The following is a 19205-nucleotide window of genomic DNA, read 5'->3' as shown; positions in this document are numbered from 1 at the left end:
CCACCTGCCTTGGCTTCACCTAACCTGTTTCATCCTCTGCGAGAAGCCGAACTCGACTTTTGAGCTCTGGGCGAATCCCGACCTTATCGGCATAAAACCGACGTATCAATTCCATATCACCTTGTATATCTTCAGACGGCAACAGCATGGGCCCGAGACCGACTTCCTTGCGCTGCGCGTCTAGGAAGGCCAACACTATCGGAACCTTAGCTGCCTTTGCAATGCGATAGAATCCGCTACGCCAGTGGTCTGTGTAACTTCGCGTACCTTCGGGTGCCAATGCCAAAATCAACGTTGGTTCTTTCTCGAAAAACTCCGTCACCTGCTTGACAACATTATGTGCCTTATCACGCCGCACTGGGATGCCGCCGAACATCCGAAAAAACCAGCCCGAGTACCAAGCAAAAAGGCTATGTTTCCCCAGAAATCGAAGGCGCACACCAAAGGCAAACTTCGCCATCAGGCCGATCAGAAAGTCCCAGTTGGAAGTATGCGGCGCGACAATGACGATATATTTGTCAAGCGCAGGCGGACGCCCTGTCACCCGCCAACCGAATAAACGTAATATCGTGCGGCCGAACCAACGCATTATCATTCACTGTTGTGCAAATCGAGGCCTTCTTCAACCACTTTTTCTTGCTTTGACTTGGCAGCATCATTTCTTGCTTGCTCAAGTGACGCCAAGTAATCTGGCGTGATATCGCCTGTGACATACTGACCATCAAAAACACTGGTGTCAAATCGAGTAATGGCAGGGTTACCCTCCCGAGCGGTGGCAATCAAATCTTCCAAGTCCTGATAAATCAATTTATCGGCACCAATAATCTGCCGGATTTCTTCAGTGGTTCTTCCTGACGCCACTAACTCACTTGCCGCAGGCATATCAATCCCATAAACATTCGGATGGCGTACTGGCGGTGCCGCGCTGGCGAAATACACCTTTCTCGCCCCAGCTTCCCTTGCCATGGCGACGATTTGTTCGCTCGTTGTCCCTCGCACAATGGAATCATCCACCAGCAAAACGTTTTTGCCCCGAAACTCCATCTCTATCGCGTTCAGTTTCCGCCTGACAGATTTTCGGCGTAACGTTTGCCCCGGCATAATAAAGGTTCGGCCAATGTAGCGATTCTTGACAAATCCCTGCCTGAACTTGATGCCAAGACGGTGCGCCAACTCAATTGCGGCAGTGGTGGATGTGTCCGGAATCGGAATGACCACATCAATGTCATGGTCCGGCCATTCGCGCAATATCTTTTCAGCCAATTTTTCGCCCATGCGCATCCGTGTTCGATAGACAGAAATGTTATCCATGAGCGAATCGGGGCGCGCCAAATAAACATACTCAAATATACACGGCGAGTACTGAGCGTCGTCAGCGCATACATGACTGTGCACTTGGCCATCAAACGTCACGAAAATGGCTTCGCCAGGGCGAACGTCACGAACCAACTCAAAGCCCAGCGCATCCAGTCCTACACTTTCTGACGCAAACATGTACTCATAGCGCCCACTTTCATCCTTGCGCCGTCCAAACACGACTGGACGAATCCCGAATTTGTCGCGAAAACACAACATGCCATGGCCATTGATGATGGCAACAGCGGCGTAAGCACCTCGACAACGCTGATGGACAGCCCTGACGGCTGAAAAAATATCCTCAACTCCTAAGCGCCGCTTGCTGGGTCGTGCCAGTTCATGGGCCAAGACATTCAAAAGTACTTCAGAATCGGAATTGGTATTCAGGTGCCTTAAGTCAGCCTCAAAAAGTTCTCGCTTGAGTGTGTCCGCGTTTGTGAGATTGCCATTATGCGCCAGAACAATTCCGTATGGGGAGTTTACATAAATAGGCTGTGCTTCGGCACTGCTAGAACTGCCCGCGGTTGGGTAACGAACATGGCCGATCCCTATGTTACCGGTCAGGCCAAGCATATGACGTGTCTTAAATACATCCCGCACCAGCCCATTGGCTTTACGTAGGTGCAAATGCTTTCCGTCGAAAGTGACGATACCAGCCGCATCTTGGCCCCGATGCTGCAATACTGTCAGCGCATCATAAATACGCTGGTTGACCGCGGAACATCCAACAATACCAACGATACCGCACATAATTTGCGCCTCCAAACACAGCGCCAGTCAATTGCGAGCGCGAATTTTAGTGGTTCAAGGGATCAAACACAACCACCACCGGTGAAACCTTAGGAAACCGCTTCAGCGCACTCGCCGCATTTTTTGCCTTCTCTTCATCCGCAAATGGCCCAACGTACACACGATGCCACACTCTACCTTGCCGTTTTTGCTGGAAACGACTGATATAAGCTGCATAACCAGCTTCCTTGAGTCTTCCGACTAAGTTTTCTGCGTTGCTCCGCTCAGCAAAAGCCCCAACCTGTACCACCCAACCTCGAGCGCTCGGAAATTCAATAGTTGTTGTCGCGCCCTTCTTTTCTTCTTTTTTCAGCGCGGTGTCCGGCTTATCAGCTTCTTTGGCTTGATGGGCAAGCAAGTGATTCTCGTCATTCAATCGCGCAGTCAATTCCACCAGCTGCGGATCATTGGGTCTCGGGGGGATCAAATCTTCTTCAAATTGTTGTAATTTTCGGCCATCTAGGATCAACGGCAGAAAAATGACTCCCAGTGCAACAAGCACCAAAGCGCCTAACAACCGTTGTGTCAAAGTGGGATCTTGGTGGCTCGTTGACATTACTGACTCACGTTTTTCACCCATTTACGCGCTTCTTCCACGATAAGAAAGGAACCAAACACCGCAACAATTTCATCTGACCCACACCACCGCATTGCTTCATCAAGCGCCACTGGAAGATTATCATAACATCTACCAGGCAAATTTGCTTTCGCCTTGAGTTCTTCTGCTGACTGGCCACGTGGGCCCGATAAACTCACCCAATACCATTGTCTCGAAAAAGGAAGAAAACACGAAAGCTCAGGCTGCTTGTCGGCCAACATGCCGACAACACAGTGGATGCCTCGCCCGCTTTTTGCCAACTTGTTGGCCAAGCCAGCCAATGCCTGCGGATTGTGGCTGACATCAATCACCAGTTTCTTTGGCTTCCCATCGATAACGATATCGTAGGTTTCAAACCTGCCTGGCAATGAGGTCCGTAAATCGAGTTGAGCCAACCAATCGTCCAAACTCGGCACGCGTGGAAAATGGTGTCGGATAATGGAATACGCCAAGTGCCAACAATCACTATGCACCTGTGGTTTGATTGTCTCAGGCATGTCGATCGATTCTTGGCTTGAGCTCACAGACACGAGTTGTGCCCCAATCTCAGCTAGGGGTTTTTCCAGCAAGGGCACGGCCGTACGATCTCCTACATAACAAGGCTTCCGGTTCCGACCAACACCTGCTTTCTCTGCCGCTATCTCCGCTAATGTCTCACCAAGCCATTGCGTATGATCCATGGCAACGGTGGTCACAACCGATACGTCTGGTTCAATGATATTCACGGCATCAAGACGCCCCCCCATGCCTATCTCGAATACCGCAACGTCTGGCGCCCGACGCTCAGCGAGCCACATCGCTGCCAAAGTGACAAACTCAAAGAATGTGAGCGGTGTCGATGCACGTGCTTGATCGACGACATCAAAAGCTTCCACCCAGCTTTCGGGAACACTCAAATGCCCTTCAAAGCGTAACCGTTCACAAAAATCAACGACATGTGGCGACGTGTATGTGACAACCGTTAAGCCAGCGGCTTTGGCTGCCGCTTCCAAGAGCGCCACAGTTGTCCCTTTGCCGTTGGTTCCAGCCACCAAAACATTCAGACATCGAGCAGGCCGCAACGACAAGCCCATACGTCGCGCTACCTCTCGCACCCGGTCTAACCCGAGGGCTATGTTTGCCGGATGCTGCGCTTCGATGTAGTCAAGCCACTCGTCGAGCGTTCGTCCTAAGCCGCTGGAAGCCGCATTAGTTTTCGACATAGCCGCACAATGGTTGATTTCAGGTCTCGACGGTCCACAATCATGTCTATGGCCCCGTGCTCAAGCAAAAACTCAGCCCGCTGAAATCCTTCCGGTAGCGTTTCCCTGACCGTCTGCTGGATGACACGCGGTCCGGCAAAACCGATAAGCGCCTTCGGCTCAGCAATGTGGACATCACCGAGCATCGCCAATGATGCCGAAACACCACCCATTGTCGGATGCGTTAAGACCGAAATATAAGGCAACCCTTCCTCAGAAAGGCGACGCAAAGCCGCAGCAGTACGCGCCATTTGCATCAAAGAAAATAACGCCTCCTGCATCCGCGCCCCACCACTTGCTGAAAAGCACACGAGCGGGCATTTTTTTTCAATGGCTTTATCAACCGAACGCACAAAACGCTCTCCAACCACCGAGCCCATGGAGCCGCCCATAAACGCAAATTCAAATGCGGCACCCACCATCGCAAGACCGTCCACTTTCCCAAAACCTGCCACCAGCGCATCTTTTTCACCTGTGGTCTTCTGCGCTTGACTCAGGCGATCGCGGTACTTCTTTGAGTCCTTGAATTTCAAAACATCCACCGGCGCGAGATCGGCCCCAATTTCTTCCCATTCGCCATCGAAGAAATGATTGAGACGTGCTCGAGCAGCAATCGGCATATGGTGGCCGCACTTCGTGCAAACATTGAGATTGCGTTCAACCTCACTACGATAAAGTATCGCCTGGCAATTATCACACTTTGTCCAGACACCTTCTGGTACCGATTTTTTTCTTTCGGTGCCCTTGGTCTTCCGACCTGGCAATAACCGTTCAATCCAGCTCATCTGTCCAATCTCCTATCAAGTCTGGCCACGTTGTACCTATTGCCACAACGAAATTCAAGGCTTGGCTGACTCATCCTACCACTCTGAACGGGACGGCATAGTCCAAGGCCAACCATCCACGATAACGGACGGGATAGAAAACTGCGCCGGATAACGGACGCCAGTCAAGTACAGACCGTCTGGCGGCGCAGTTGGCGCAGCAAGTGTCCTATCGCCTTTTCGCAACAAATCTAAAATCCATACCTCGTCCTCGTCATGTTTCCCGACCGCAATTAAGCTACCGACCATATTCCGCACCATGTGATGCAAAAAGGCATTGGCGCGAACAGAAAATACCACCATGCTACCAATCCGGCGCACTGCTGTACGCATCACACACCGATATGGCGTTTGCGATTGGCACTGTGACGAACGGAATGCGCTAAAATCCTGCTCTCCTAAAAAATATTGTGCGGCACGGTGCATTGCCTCACAGTCTAATGGCTGGCGAACCCATGTGGCGCGTTTATGTAACAATGCATGCCTCGTTGGCGAATTAACGATGACATATCGATACTCACGCCACAAGGCGCTGAAACGTGCGTGAAATGACGCATCAACTTCCTTGGCCCACAACACTGATATAGTGTCGGGCAACCTAGCATTGACGCCAAGTGTCCATGCACGAAGCGGCCGTTGTATGCGCGTATCGAAGTGGACAACCTGACAGGCCGCGTGAACCCCTGTGTCTGTGCGCCCAGCACACACTGTTTTCACTTCTTCCTGAACAATACTACTCAACGTCTCTTCCAGTATCTGCTGGACACTCGGTGCATGGCGCTGTCTTTGCCAGCCATGACAATTGGCACCGTCGTACTGAACACCTAAAGCAATTCTTGGCATGATTCACCATTAGATACCCATCGATTTCGATAAAAAAGCCCGGTCATCGACCGGGCTCAACGATCTCGTTGAATTGCACCCTAAATTTGGGCGAGCATTTTCTGCGCTTCTTCTTTTTGTGCTTCATTCCCTTCATCCAGCACCTCGTTCAGTATTTCTCGAGCACCGTCATAATCTTCCATATCGAGATAAGCCCGAGCAAGATCCAGCTTGGTTGATACTTCGTCAACGTCACCAAGGTCTAAATCAGCATCATCACTTTCCGATTCATCCGGGACAGTATCGTCCTCCAGATCAAGCTCAAAGTCATCCTCAGCACCAAGCTCGCCAAGTGTTACATCTTCTAATTCGGCCTCCGCTTTTGCATCGTCTGACTCAAAGTCTAATTCTGACGGCTGTACGCCATCGGTTTCTGTTTTCAGAGCCTCTTCATCTTCCTCCGGCTCAGAATCAAGCGTCAATTCAGTATCATCAAGAGACCATTCCAAGTCTGTGTCATCCGAAGCCACTGGTGCCATCTCAGACACGGCGTCTTCAACTTCGCCGCTATCATCAGCTTCTTCTCCGTCCGTCAGCTCATCGCTCTCCACGTCTTCGCTGGCGAACGCCAGATCTCCAAAAATGTCGTCATCAAACTGGTCAGGCGCTTGTTGTGCTGGCGTCCCTTCAAATTCGTCCGGCCACGCCTTGCTTTCCAACTCGTGAACTTTTTCCTCTACCACCTTGTCGGTCAACATGACGGAACGCAAGGCCTCTCTATGTGCATCAAACTCATCCTTCGCCTTCATTTCTGCCAAGCATTCCATCAATTTCAGATGAAGATCAACTCGATCAGGCTCGGCATCGAGCGCCCGTTTCAATACCTGACGAGCTTGATCAAACTTACCGTAAGCCATGTAGACATCCGCCTCACCGATCGGATCGGATGCTTCCTCTCCACCTTCATCTTGCAGAGCATCCACGGCTTCTTCCGGAATATAGTCCGTTTCCTCGGATGCCAACAAATCATCAGCAGACAATGTGTCAAGCGCTTCATCGACGTCATCAGTGATATCATCGGTATGATGCTCATCACTGGTAATTGACTGCGAAGCAGACAAGGCATCTTCCGCGGCTCGCCGACGCATCAGAAGGATGCCGAAAACGGCGATGATCACCACTGCGACAACACCCAACCACAACGCCCAATACTGGGTGAATACTTGCGTCCAATCCTCCGATGGGGTTGTTTGCGGTGAAACCGTGGTCTTCTGCTTTGCGCTTGATGGCGTGCTTTCAGAAGGTTGGTCATTTGACTTCGCTTCAGCAGCAACCGGCTTTTCAGGCAATTGTTCAGTGAATGCGTCGCTCGGCTCTGATTCTGAAGCTGTTAAGTTTGAAGACAAATCGCTGCCAGTTGGCGACTTCGTATTGTCCGAGGCAGCTGTCTCCTGCCTTGTTGTCGATTCGTCTGAGGACTGTTCTGCCCGCTCAGCCGTCAGCTGCGCTAACTCTTGATCTTTAAGTGCCAAAAGCTTTTCAAGTTTCTCCAAACGCGCATTCGCTTTCTCAATCTGCGCCTTCAGCGACTCATTTTCCGCTTTCAGTGTCGCCAGTGCTTCCTCAGTCTCTGCCAAAGCTGCGCCATCTTTATCATTCGGCGCATCCAGCTTGAGACGCGCTTCAGCGTGAGGTTGTCGCGTTTGAGCAGCATACTGCCCGACATCCACCCCCCCAATCGGACGCGAAGCCGGTCTTGCGTGCCCCGCTTTTGCCCACGCCTGGTTATGACGAACTATCTCCATGAGTGCCGTTTGCTGATCAATGGCGGCGATGTCGGATGCTGAAGGCACCTTGAGCACTTTACCTGTCAGCAAGTTATTCATGTTATCGCCCGCAAAAGCATCCGGGTTCGCGTGATATAGCGCCACCATGGTTTGGTGAATGCTTACGCGTGAGGACGGCCGCACCCTTTTGGCAATTTTCCATAGGGTGTCATTTCGGTTCACCGGGCCATATTCTGCGCTCGTTTCTCCGCGCCAAGATGATGCTGTCACACTTGATGAATACGTTGTGTTTGTAATCTGGCCAGGCGGCATTTCTACTTGGGCTGCCGGCTGCTCGGAAAACGTAGGCGGATCCAGTAGAATGGCGTATTCACGTTGAATGCGCCCCGTCGGCCAACTGACATCGACTAGAAGATCGAGTAACGGCTCCTTGAGCGGCGTTTTAGTTGTGAGCTCGAGGTACGCTGAACCATCATCTCGTATCACCGGCTTGAATTGAATTTGGTTTAGCTGAAAGTTATAGTCAATGCCAGCCCGCTCAAAATCTTCCATTGACGCGATCTTTGCCAGAATCTGCTCCTGATTCAGATCGCCCACCGAAACCATCGGTATCCGTGCTCGCAAAGGCTCATTAAGCTTTGACATCAGCTGGATATCACCCAGGCCGAGCGCCCAAGCTGCTGACTGCAGACCCAAAATAAATCCAAGTATAAACCAGGGCGTTAACTTCCGACTCATACCGACATCCCTTTTTTTGTGATAGTCATTGGGACCCAATGCCTTGATGAAATTCTTTAATCGTCCAGACAGTTGCACCAAATTGCTCAGGCCCCTTCGCAAGTATATGCCGTAACTATAGCTCACAAAACTGTTTTCACCAATAGCTCCGCGATTTGAATACTGTTAAGTGCCGCACCTTTTCGAACATTATCAGCCACCACCCACAAATTAATACGATAAGGATCATCAACACCGGGGCGTATACGGCTCACAAACACGGGGTCTTTGCCAGACGCATGTTCGACTGCGGTCGCGTATTGCCGCCCACCGAGCGCATCGACCACCTCCACACCAGGCGCATCCGCCAATAACGATCTCACGTCGTCAACCGAAACTGGCTCTTCTGTTCGAATATGCACGGCTTCGCTGTGACCAAAAAAAACCGGAACTCGCACCGCAGTGGGATTGACCTCAATGGATGGATCATTCAGTATTTTGCGGGTTTCCCACACCATTTTCATTTCTTCCCGCGAGTAACCATTGTCAAGCATTTCATCAATGTGCGGGACAACATTGAAGGCCATCTGCCGACCAAACACATCCTCTTCGATTGGCCGCCCGTTTAATAGCAAAGCACATTGCCGAGCCAAGCCTTCCACGGCGCGACGCCCCATTCCAGAGACACTTTGATAGGTGGCCACGTCAATAGAGTGTACGCCGTACCTGTCATAGATTGGCTTGACTGCAAGCAACATCTGAATGGTGGAGCAATTTGGATTGGCAATAATCGCACCGCCCGGTTTCACGCTTGCCAAAGCTTCTGGATTGACCTCAGGGATCACCAAGGGAATATTTGGCTCGTATCGAAACGCCGAGGTGTTGTCGATGACGATAGCGCCAGCCGCCATAGCCTTGGGGGCAAACTCTTTGGAAATGTCGCCACCCGCTGAAAAAAGCGCAATGTCCACGCCGCGAAAATCGAAATCTGCAAGTGCCTGGACATCAAGTTCTTGGGCCCCGTAAGTGACCGTTTTCCCTTGACTGCGTTGGCTCGCCAATGCGGTCACCTGAGCAGCCGGAAACTGACGTTCGTACAAAAGCTCCAGCATCAGCTCACCCACAAGCCCGGTGGCACCAACGACCGCAACATGCAACCCGTTTTTTCCTGACATCATCGTCCTCTACTGTGCTTTCAATGCTTGAACGACCGCCTCACCCATTTCGCTGGTCGACACTTTCTCGGTGCCTTCGGTCCAAATGTCGGGGGTACGCAAGCCCTGCGTCAAAACATCACGAACCGCCCGCTCAATTCGCTCAGCCTCAGTTGGCGCATCCAGTGAATAGCGCAGCATCATCGCCACCGACAAAATAGTGGCCAGTGGGTTGGCAACATTCTTCCCGGCGATGTCCGGTGCGGAGCCATGAATTGGTTCATACATCCCTTTATTGTTTTGATCGAGTGACGCCGAAGGCAACATGCCGATTGAGCCGGTGAGCATCGCAGCTGCATCACTCAAAATGTCGCCAAACATATTACCAGTGACAATCACGTCAAATTGTTTGGGCTGCCGAATCAACTGCATCGCAGCGTTATCAACGTACATATGAGTCAGCGATACGTCCGGATACGACCGACCGACCTCTGTCATGACTTCCCGCCAAAGTTCTGTGACTTCCAATACATTGGCTTTGTCCACCGAGCATAGGCGCTTATTTCGCTTTTGAGCCGCCTGAAATGCAACATGGGCAATGCGACGAATTTCCGATTCGGTATACACATAGGTATTAACGCCTCGCCGCTCACCATTAACAGTTTCAATACCGCGAGGCTTGCCAAAATAAATACCACCAGTCAATTCTCGAACAATGAGGATATCCAGGTCAGACACCAATTCTGGCTTTAATGAAGAAGCGTGTGCTAATTGTGGATACAGCACGGCCGGCCGGAGGTTAGCGAACAAGCCGAGTTCTGACCGCAATCCAAGCAGTGCTTTTTCTGGTCGGACAGAGATAGGTAATGGTTCCCATTTTGGCCCGCCAACGGCACCAAGCAAAATAGCATCGGCTTCCTTGGCTGCCACCAATGTTTCCTCGGGCAAAGGTTTTCCAAATGCATCATAGGCGGCACCACCAACCAGAAGCTCCGTCAGTTCAATGTCTAGACCTTCACCCTGTAGATATTTCAACACTTTGACGGCTTCCGCCACGATCTCAGGACCAATGCCGTCCCCTGGAAGTACCAGAACTTTCTTTGTCATACCTATATCCTCATCCTAATTCTTTAAACAACCATGGTTTGGCGCGCATCCGTTTCTCCTCATAAGCACGGATTTTGTCGGCATGTTGCAGTGTTTCACCGATTTCATCCAAACCAAGCAATAAGTTGCGTTTACGAGAAGGATCAATATCAAAGTCAATCACGTCGCCGTCCGGTTTATGGATCTTCTGTGCTTGCAGATCAACGCGCAATTTGTACCCCGGTTGGGCTGCCACTTCCTTGAACAGGGCATCGACAGTCTCGGAGGGTAGAATAATTGGCAAAATACCATTCTTAAAACAATTGTTATAAAAAATGTCAGCGAAGCTTGGCGCGATAATCACCCGAAAACCATAATCTAGCAGGGCCCATGGCGCATGCTCCCGACTCGAACCACAACCGAAATTGTCCCGCGCCAACAAAATCGTGGCCCCCTGGTAACGGGGTTGATTCAACACAAAATCCGGGTTCAATGGTCGTTGACTGCAATCCATTCCCGGTTCGCCATGATCAAGATAACGCCATTCATCGAACAAGTAGGGACCAAATCCTGTTCTTTTGATGGATTTGAGAAATTGTTTTGGAATGATGGCATCTGTGTCGACATTTGGCCGATCCAAGGGTGCCACGATGCCGGTATGAATTGTAAATGCTTCCATCATGCTTCCTCCATAAATTTGCGCACATCAACAAAATGACCTGCTATGGCAGCGGCCGCCGCCATGGCTGGACTCACCAGATGCGTGCGCCCCCCTTGCCCTTGGCGTCCCTCAAAATTGCGATTGGAAGTTGAAGCACAACGCTCACCCGGTTCCAGGCGGTCGGCATTCATCGCCAAACACATCGAGCAACCCGGCTCACGCCATTCAAACCCGGCTTCCTTAAAAATTTTGTCCAATCCCTCTGCTTCTGCTTGACGTTTCACCAAACCGGAACCAGGCACAACCAAAACCTGTTTAACAGAATCCGCTTTCTTTCGACCGCGAATCACTGCTGCCGCTTCTCGCAAATCTTCAATGCGTGAATTCGTACACGATCCAATGAAAACTTTATCCACCGATATTTCCTGCATCGGTGTTCCCGGCCGCAGCCCCATATATTCCAATGCACGCCGCATGCCTTTCGCTTTGACCGGATCGGCTTCCTGGTCGGGATTAGGCACCACATCGTCAATGCTCACCACCATTTCTGGCGATGTCCCCCAAGTGACCATTGGCGTAATACTGGAGGCATCAATGCGAACTTCTTTGTCAAATACGGCATCCGGATCCGAAACAAGCTGACGCCAATCAGCCACAGCGGCATCCCACTGTTCGCCTTCCGGCGCAAACGGTTTACCGTAAAGGTAGTCAATTGTTTTGTCGTCAACACCAACCAGCCCGACACGCGCGCCAGCTTCAATCGCCATGTTGCAAATGGTCATCCGTCCTTCCATAGAAAGACTTTGAATTGTGCTCCCTGCAAATTCAATGGCATGTCCAGTCCCCCCTGCTGTCCCGATGACACCGATGATGTACAACACGATGTCTTTAGCGGATACGCCTTTAGGCAGAGCCCCATCTACGACAACCCGCATATTCGCCATTTTCTTTTGCCACAAACATTGCGTGGCAAGCACATGCTCTACTTCACTCGTGCCTATCCCATGCGCTAATGCGGCAAAGGCGCCATGCGTGGCTGTATGGGAATCGCCACAAACAATGGTCATGCCGGGCAAAGTCGCGCCATTTTCAGGGCCAATGACATGGACAATACCCTGTCGAATATCATCTAAAGTAAATTCCGTAATGTCGAAGGCTCGACAGTTTTCATCAAGTGCCTGGACTTGGATGCGGGAAATGGGGTCTGAAATACCGGCCGAACGATTGGTCGTCGGCACATTGTGGTCTGGTACGGCCAAGTTCGCGTTTCTTCGCCAAGGTGAACGACCAGCTTGACGCAACCCCTCAAAAGCCTGCGGCGATGTCACCTCGTGCAAAAGATGTCTATCGATATAGATGAGATCCATCCCGTCTTTTCCTTGCATGACCACATGGTCTTGCCACAACTTGTCGTATAGTGTTTGACCAGACATTTTTCACCCCAATCGTTGGAGTTGACAAAGTGCCAACATGCTAGTGCGGACCAAACAATAACGCAAATGTTCTTACGCCAAACGAATCGTTCTGCCCAACTTTCCTATCCGGTGACTTGAAATCCCAATGCTTTCAGCCACTGCTTTAACTGGCCGTGCTTCGTCGTGACGTGATGAAAACGAAATTCACGCCTCGGTGCAATAGCCCGACGCAGTTGATCAAATTGTTCTTGAACGGACGCACCACATGAGACGAACGCATCTGATTGTTGCCGGATGGGATACACAGTTGTAAGCACAGTTTCAAGCATCTCATAGGGCGATTTTTGATCGTCGACAACAATGTTCATCGGCTCGGCCAAAGGGAGCGCAGGTGGCTGCCATGATTTTTTCAGAAACTGTGCTAACTGGCGCGCTACCATGAGCGCTCCGCCAACTTTCCCATCAACCGAGTGGCCCGCAATATGCGGTGTGCCAATGGCGCGCTCCCGGTGTGTCTTCATCCACTCAAGCAAGGCCAAAGGCACAGATGGCTCATTTGGCCAGACATCCAAGATCCAGGCCCGAGCGTTATCTTGGTTCACCGCCTTAATGAGATCCGCTGCGCGCATCGTGCCACCGCGTGACGTATTAATAAACAAAGCATTTTCGGGCAATTTCGATAGCTTTTTCTCATCGAGCATCGCAACGGTCGGATGCGGACCACTGTGAGTCAGCGGAACATGTACCGTGACGACGGGCAGCGTCATTATCTCGTCAATCGAATCACTCTGTGCCACGTTTTGCCTGTGTGGCACATCAACAAAGGGGTCAAAGACCAGAACTCGAGCGCCAAGCCGAGAGAGGAGCGTTGTCACCCGCCGTCCCACCTGACCATAACCAACGACACCAACCTTTTGATCGTTTTCGATAATGGTCTTCAGATAATGAAGCTCGGCCATTGCACACAGCACATATTCAGCCACCGATTGTGCATTAGCACCGGGAGCGTGTACAAATGCCACGCCACGTTTTTGTAGTGCCGAGACATCAACGTGATCCGTACCGATGGTTGCCGAACCAACAAACCGAAGCGAACCGATGTCAGCAATTTGTGCCGTCACGGGCGTCACTGAGCGCGTAATTAACACCTCTATCCCCGACTCCTTTGCCGTATCGATGGGAAAATGTCGCCCGTCAAAAAATGTCAGACGGCCGAAATCACCAAAAATTTCTTCGGCAAACGGAATATTCTCATCTATCCAAATGTTCATTCGGTGCCGGTTTGTATAAACTGTTGTCATCACGCCATGTCCACAATTTTGATAACGCCATGCAATGGGCAGTTCTGCAAACGCCGGAGATTCATTGGGGGGCCAACGGCGTCCCGTTCTCCGTTCGCCACGGCGACCGTTATCACTCTGACGATCCGGTAGGAGAAGCTCAATACGTTTTTCTCAATGCAACGGGCACGCCGGATTTATTCAGCACGCGCCCATACCTTGCCATCGCCGAGATCGGATTCGGCAGCGGCCTCAATTTTGCGGTAACCTTGGAACAATTCCTATCACCATCTTCTTCCGCAGAATCGCTCACCTACATTGGTATCGAATATGCGCCTTGGTCGCGTACCGATATTCAACGATTCTTTCGCCATCTCAATCTCAAGCTTTCGCTCCACGAACCATGGCTTTCCCTGCTCCCCCCCAGAGCCCCTGGCCGCTACCATATCCCGTTACGCTACGGCAACAAACACATTGATCTTTTTCTGGTTCAGATGGACGCAATGGATGCCCTCACCGACTTCGCCGAGGAAAGGCGTCTAGTTGTTGACGTATGGTATCACGATGGCTTCGCCCCCAACAAAAATCCTGACTTATGGACGCCCGAATTATTTGCCAAAATGGCAATGCTTTCGGCAAATGGAGCACGTTACAGCACATTTACCGCAGCAGGTTCCGTCAGACGAGCCCTTATCCAAGCCGGGTTTTATGTTGAAAAACGCAATGGTTTTGGGCAAAAACGCGAAATGTTGGTCGCGCGACTATCCACCCCTGTCGTGCACGAACAAAAATGCCATCCCCCTCCCCTAAAACATATCGCGGTGGTTGGCAATGGCATTGCGGGCACCTTAGTTGCCCATGAGTTAACCAGCGCAGGACACTCGGTCACCCACTTTGGCCCCAAACATCGAGCTATTTGTGCGAGCGCCAATCCAGCCGGACTCGTCGTGCCTAGGCTCGAGCGAACATGGTCTCTGAACATGCTCTGGCATATCCATAGCTTTGCCTATGCCGCCACGTACTATTCCGAATTGCCAGATAACTTGGCCATTTTGACACGGCTCCCCTACCAACAACAACGTCGTCCACTGGACGAAGGCACGCTCACCAAAATGTTTCTTGATCCACAATGGCTATCCATAGATGAGCGCATGCCAAATCGTCTCTGGTTTGAACGGGCGTGGCGCATCTTTCCTAAAACGCTATTAGAGTGGCTACAAGCGAGGCTTCGCAAACACCCGAATTACGAATACCATGTCAAAAATGTACCCCCTAAAGGTTTAAGCTCGCTGGCATCCCAATTCGATGCTGTAGTGCTTTGTGTTGGTGCTGCCGCAAAGCAATTCGCGCCACACGTTGCATGGCAAGCAGTACGCGGCCAAATCGACGTATTTTCGTCGGATAGGCCGATCTCGGTTCCAGCCATGTGCCAAGACAATGGTTACTTTATTTCATTAACAAACAACAATAAGGTTGATGAACGCTACACCTTGCTGTCGGGGGCCACATTCGACCCCAAGCACTCACATCCATGGTCCAACCCAAATGATTCTCAGCTCAATCGGCAAAGGCTAGCAAAGGCATTGGGCTGTCGGCCTGAGGCCTTGTGCTGGGAAATGTCACGTGCCTCGGTTCGTATGATGGCGCGTGGGCGATTGCCAGCCCTGATTCGCTTGTATGAACCAGCAAAGGACGATGTTTGGCTTATCGGTGGATTGGGGAGCCACGGCCTAATGTTTGCACCACTTTTGGCACGTATCGTTAGGCACGAATTCCAAAACTTTCCGTATCCATTACCTTTTGATCTGTTGCAGCGAACATTAAAAATTGTGACTAAAGCCACCCATTGTTCTTGAATACATCCAAAACAGTATGGAGCTTTTGTTCAATTTCCTGGATCTGTGACGCAGCTTGATCCAAATTGCCCGCCAAAGCATCGTGCTCCAGTGTTTCGCAGCACGCAGCCAGAGAGCGTGCATACACATTTGCACTCGACCCTTTCAAGGAATGCGCATGGTTCCGCAGTTTGGTCGCTTCTCGTTCTACCAACGCCGCCTTCATCCCATCAATATGCTGCAATGCATCCGTTCGGTAAGCAGAGAGTAACGCCAAAAACTCATCTTCGAGCAGCGTGGACAACTCTTGAAGCGCCTCCAAATCAACGATATCGCCTGGTATACTCATTCTTCCTCCTCCCCGAACCGGTCTAGTGCCAACGCATGGTCACAGCGGTACACCGCCCACTGTCATTAAACTCCACTTCATCGCAAAGTTGATTAAGCAACGCCAAGCCTCTGCCACTGTATCCAAGTTGGTCAAGCTGGCTTAACGTGTTGGCCACATCAAAACCCGGCCCTGTGTCACGCACTGACAACACAAGCTCACCGCGCGTCCCTTCCGCGCGCAACTTCACATCCACGGTAATTTTATGTGATCCATCCAGTTGTTTTAGTCGCTTCGACTTTTCATTGTAATATTGAGTGAATCCCGCCGCACTCCGTTTAAGTTCCGATGACAGTGCAAGCAAGCCGTGTTCTAAGGCGTTGTTATACATCTCACTTAACACCGAATAGATCCGTCCTCTTAACTTCTGCAAACCCGCCACTTCCATCAATGGCTGCAAAACAAAAGGCAAGGGATCGATGGCTTGTACCGCCGTATGGTAGAAAGTATAAGTCGCATCCCAAGCGACAGGCTCCACAATACCCGACTGGCTGGCACTGTCATATTCGTGGACATCAACAGGCGACTCTCCCAACAGTTCAATAAAGCTGACATCATCCGAATACCCGGCCTTCTTGACATGGTGCTCCAAATCTTTTTTCAATGCCTTGACGACGTTATCCGAGGGCGCGCTTTCTCGAACCAATGTGATTAGCCGCTCCAAACCGTAAAATTCATTATCATCGTTCGAGCTTTCGATCACACCATCTGAAAAAATAAGCAATCTGTCTGCTCTCGAAAAATGAATTATCTGCATATCCGGAGAGAACTTGTCGTTATCCAGAATACCGAGAGGCAAGTGCTGAGACTGAATTTGCGCCACACGGCCGGCTTCTTTGCCAACACTGTAATGCAAAGCAGGCGGCAAGCCACCGTTCCAAATGCGCGCCGCTTGTTCGGAGAAATCCAAATCCACCGCCACGGCACAACAAAAAAACTCGGTTGGTAAAATTTGTCTCAAACGTACGTTGATCTCACGTAAAATTTCCTCCAACGCGAAGCCTTTCTGCGTCATGCCGTAGAAAATCTGAGACACAGGCAAAGCCCCCATAGCGGCAGGTAAGCCATGACCGGTAAAGTCCCCCATAAACACATGCATGCCTCCCTGCGGCTTCAATGCTGTCAACAACACGTCACCATTAAAAATGGAGAGTGGCGACAAGTTGAACCGGATCGTTTTACTACTTAAACAGCCGCGATGCGCGATATTGTCAAAAATCTTTCGTGCCTGACGTTGCTCCTCAAGCAAAGCATCACGCATTTGCTGTATGCGATTTTTTTGCACTTTTACTGTCCGATATAACTCCTGCATACGCATAAAGGCCTCAATCTTGGCACGCAAAATGATCTGGTTATAAGGCTTGACCAAAAAGTCATCGCCACCAACTTCCAGACATTTCACCAGCGATTCTGTGTCGGACAGTGATGTCACGAAAACCACTGGCACAAAGCGCTCCTCTTTGCCAGCGAGTTGTTTGATTTGCTCCGCGGCAGTAAAACCATCCATAGTGGGCATGATGGCATCCAGCAGGACGATATCGACAGGATGTTTTTTGAATAGCCTCACCGCCTCCAAACCGTCGGCAGCTTCAATGACTTGATACGACTGGCGGCGCAACAGGGCCGCCAGCAGTATTCTTTCCGAATTACTATCGTCGGCGACAAGTATGAGTGGCTGTTTGGCCACAAGCGTTTCCTAGGCGATTTTGAACAGTTTCTCGAAATTGGAAATTTTTAGAATCTTCTGGACCTCCTCATTCGGATTTAGGAGCGTGATGTCTGCGGCGTCCCCTCCCGCATAATCCCGCAATAACAACAACATGCCCAATGCTGACGAGTCCAGATAATTTGTTTCTTTCAAATCAAGTACATAACGTGCTGGTTCCGGTCGCACATCTTCATATGCCAACCGGAAGCTTTGATGCACGCTGAAATCGAACCGGCCAACAATTTTAATGGTCAGGGTGTCGCCATCTCTTATCGTTTCTATTGACATGCGGTGCTTCTCCTTTTTCAAAACCTACCTATATAGTAGTAGCCTATCCTGGCACGTTTTAGCAAATACGCACAACTGGTTTTATTCTTAGGAAAGGAGTTTCCTGAATAGGCTTTGATTAGTCGATTTCTGTGAAAGCTCGTCCTGCATTTTTTGTTCATCACGACGCATTTTGGCCTCGGCTTTGACCAGCAGCCTTTCCTGCGCCTTTTCGACGGCCCTCCGTTCCACCTTGCGCTGTGTATAAACCGCTTGTGCCTCCTCAACCTTTTGTTTCAAGGCCATAATCTGCTGCTCTTGCGTCGTGATGCTTTTTTCCAAGTTGACCAAAAAACGATGGTGTTCAACCAACAGTCCTGCCGACAACAACGCATTGCTTGGTTTGGCTACGCTGTTACTGTACTGGAAATGGTATTGGCGAAGGGTTTTCAACTTTGCTTCAGCTTGCTGAAGCGCCTTTTTGAGTTCCACCAAAGACGACAGCGCCTTTTGCTCCTTGTCAGAAGCAATTTTGCCCACGCTATTGAGGCGCTCGCTGCGCTTTTTTTCTTTCGTCATAGTCCACAAGAATAGCCCAATTATTCGCCTTCAGCCGAATTTTCCGACCTCATCAGTGTGGCAAGTTCTGTCCACGCCTGTTCAAGGCTGACCTTCTCACGCATGCTCTGCGTCAAGAATTTCGTCATGGCGGGTCGCAATTGTATGGCTTCATCAATGGCTGGATCAGTGCCGACATTATAGGCACCAACACTGATCAAATCGGCATTTTGTGCATAAGTGGAATAAACGCGCTTGAATCGGTGAATCATCTGAATGGCTTCTTCTGGCACAATCAGCGGCAACGCTCGACTCACCGACGCTTCAATATCAATGGCCGGGTAATGTCCCTGTTCCGCGAGTGTACGACTGAGCACGATATGACCATCCAAAATGGCACGCGCGGCGTCGGCGATCGGATCCTGTTGATCGTCGCCTTCGGTCAACACCGTGTAGAAGGCAGTGATTGACCCTCGGCCGGATTCGGCATTCCCGGCCCGCTCGACAAGCTTCGGTAATTTTGCAAACACCGACGGTGGGTAACCTTTCGTGGCCGGTGGTTCTCCGATTGCCAAACCAAGCTCGCGCTGCGCTTGACAAAATCGCGTTAGCGAATCCATAAGCAGCAATACATCACGCCCTTGATCCCGAAAATATTCGGCAATGCTAGTCGCCGTCATGGCGCCCTGCAATCTCATTAACGGGCTCTGATCAGCAGG

At 50.8% G+C, this 19205-nt stretch carries 19 protein-coding genes; 2 read left to right on the top strand and 17 right to left on the bottom strand.

The window, feature by feature from the left end; genetic code table 11:
- Nucleotides 1-19: 19 nt before the first annotated feature.
- The 12 genes from D6694_01130 to D6694_01075 all read right to left on the bottom strand — a co-directional run bounded on the left by D6694_01130 (nucleotide 20) and on the right by D6694_01075 (nucleotide 13751).
- On the bottom strand, nucleotides 20-589 hold the full coding sequence (locus tag D6694_01130) for an acyltransferase (protein ID RMH47960.1): 570 nt from the start codon (nucleotides 587-589) through the stop codon (nucleotides 20-22).
- A 2-nt stretch (nucleotides 590-591) separates the two neighbouring features.
- A complete protein-coding gene (locus tag D6694_01125) occupies nucleotides 592-2106 on the bottom strand; it encodes an amidophosphoribosyltransferase (protein ID RMH47959.1) in 1515 nt (504 codons plus the stop codon).
- A 46-nt stretch (nucleotides 2107-2152) separates the two neighbouring features.
- Nucleotides 2153-2725, bottom strand: coding sequence for an SPOR domain-containing protein (locus tag D6694_01120; protein ID RMH47972.1), 573 nt, complete (start codon nucleotides 2723-2725; stop codon nucleotides 2153-2155).
- Nucleotides 2701-3945, bottom strand: coding sequence for a hypothetical protein (locus D6694_01115; protein ID RMH47958.1), 1245 nt, complete (start codon nucleotides 3943-3945; stop codon nucleotides 2701-2703). Before D6694_01115 ends, D6694_01120 begins: the two co-directional genes overlap by 25 nt.
- Nucleotides 3912-4769, bottom strand: a complete 858-nt coding sequence (locus D6694_01110; GenBank protein ID RMH47957.1) for an acetyl-CoA carboxylase carboxyltransferase subunit beta — start codon at nucleotides 4767-4769, stop codon at nucleotides 3912-3914. The genes D6694_01115 and D6694_01110 overlap by 34 nt, the downstream gene beginning before the upstream one ends.
- A gap of 75 nt (nucleotides 4770-4844) precedes the next feature.
- Nucleotides 4845-5651: a tRNA pseudouridine(38-40) synthase TruA gene (truA, locus tag D6694_01105; protein RMH47956.1), complete on the bottom strand. Its 807-nt coding sequence runs from the start codon at nucleotides 5649-5651 to the stop codon at nucleotides 4845-4847.
- 80 nt (nucleotides 5652-5731) lie between these two features.
- On the bottom strand, nucleotides 5732-8281 hold the full coding sequence (locus D6694_01100) for a hypothetical protein (protein ID RMH47955.1): 2550 nt from the start codon (nucleotides 8279-8281) through the stop codon (nucleotides 5732-5734).
- Nucleotides 8278-9309, bottom strand: coding sequence for an aspartate-semialdehyde dehydrogenase (locus D6694_01095; GenBank protein ID RMH47971.1), 1032 nt, complete (start codon nucleotides 9307-9309; stop codon nucleotides 8278-8280). Before D6694_01095 ends, D6694_01100 begins: the two co-directional genes overlap by 4 nt.
- A 9-nt stretch (nucleotides 9310-9318) precedes the next feature.
- Nucleotides 9319-10395 carry a 3-isopropylmalate dehydrogenase gene (leuB, locus tag D6694_01090; protein RMH47954.1) on the bottom strand — a complete coding sequence of 359 codons (1077 nt, stop codon included), beginning with the start codon at nucleotides 10393-10395 and terminating at the stop codon, nucleotides 9319-9321.
- Nucleotides 10396-10405: 10 nt separating this feature from the next.
- Nucleotides 10406-11053, bottom strand: coding sequence for a 3-isopropylmalate dehydratase small subunit (leuD, locus tag D6694_01085; protein ID RMH47953.1), 648 nt, complete (start codon nucleotides 11051-11053; stop codon nucleotides 10406-10408).
- Nucleotides 11053-12468 carry a 3-isopropylmalate dehydratase large subunit gene (gene leuC, locus D6694_01080; protein RMH47952.1) on the bottom strand — a complete coding sequence of 472 codons (1416 nt, stop codon included), beginning with the start codon at nucleotides 12466-12468 and terminating at the stop codon, nucleotides 11053-11055. The genes leuD and leuC overlap by 1 nt, the downstream gene beginning before the upstream one ends.
- Before the next feature lie 104 nt (nucleotides 12469-12572).
- Nucleotides 12573-13751, bottom strand: a complete 1179-nt coding sequence (locus D6694_01075; protein ID RMH47951.1) for a 4-phosphoerythronate dehydrogenase — start codon at nucleotides 13749-13751, stop codon at nucleotides 12573-12575.
- Between the two features lie 543 nt (nucleotides 13752-14294).
- On the opposite strand from D6694_01075, the gene D6694_01070 reads away from it, so the two are divergent.
- Nucleotides 14295-14540 (top strand): hypothetical protein, encoded by a 246-nt coding sequence (locus D6694_01070; GenBank protein RMH47950.1) that lies wholly within the window; start codon nucleotides 14295-14297, stop codon nucleotides 14538-14540.
- On the top strand, nucleotides 14477-15586 hold the full coding sequence (locus tag D6694_01065) for an FAD-dependent oxidoreductase (protein RMH47970.1): 1110 nt from the start codon (nucleotides 14477-14479) through the stop codon (nucleotides 15584-15586). The genes D6694_01070 and D6694_01065 overlap by 64 nt, the downstream gene beginning before the upstream one ends.
- On the opposite strand, the gene D6694_01060 is transcribed toward D6694_01065, so the two are convergent.
- The 5 genes from D6694_01060 to fliI form a co-directional block, all read right to left on the bottom strand.
- The gene (locus tag D6694_01060; protein ID RMH47949.1) at nucleotides 15564-15914 is read right to left on the bottom strand and encodes an Hpt domain-containing protein; all 351 of its coding nucleotides are present in this window, start codon (nucleotides 15912-15914) and stop codon (nucleotides 15564-15566) included. The two genes, D6694_01065 and D6694_01060, sit on opposite strands and share 23 nt — an antisense overlap.
- Before the next feature lie 22 nt (nucleotides 15915-15936).
- Nucleotides 15937-17640 carry a response regulator gene (locus D6694_01055; GenBank protein RMH47948.1) on the bottom strand — a complete coding sequence of 568 codons (1704 nt, stop codon included), beginning with the start codon at nucleotides 17638-17640 and terminating at the stop codon, nucleotides 15937-15939.
- A gap of 9 nt (nucleotides 17641-17649) precedes the next feature.
- The gene (locus D6694_01050) at nucleotides 17650-17949 is read right to left on the bottom strand and encodes an anti-sigma factor antagonist (protein ID RMH47947.1); all 300 of its coding nucleotides are present in this window, start codon (nucleotides 17947-17949) and stop codon (nucleotides 17650-17652) included.
- Between the two features lie 87 nt (nucleotides 17950-18036).
- Entirely contained in the window at nucleotides 18037-18507 is a 471-nt protein-coding gene (gene fliJ, locus D6694_01045; protein ID RMH47946.1) for a flagellar export protein FliJ, read from the bottom strand.
- 20 nt (nucleotides 18508-18527) lie between these two features.
- Nucleotides 18528-19205 (bottom strand): flagellum-specific ATP synthase FliI (gene fliI / locus D6694_01040; GenBank protein RMH47945.1); only part of this gene is annotated, 678 nt, incomplete at its 5' end.

The sequence above is a fragment of the Gammaproteobacteria bacterium genome (genome assembly GCA_003696665.1).
Lineage (GTDB): Bacteria > Pseudomonadota > Gammaproteobacteria > Enterobacterales.
The sequence above is the reverse complement of the archived record's forward strand: the minus strand, read 5'-3'. Positions and strand labels throughout refer to the sequence as shown.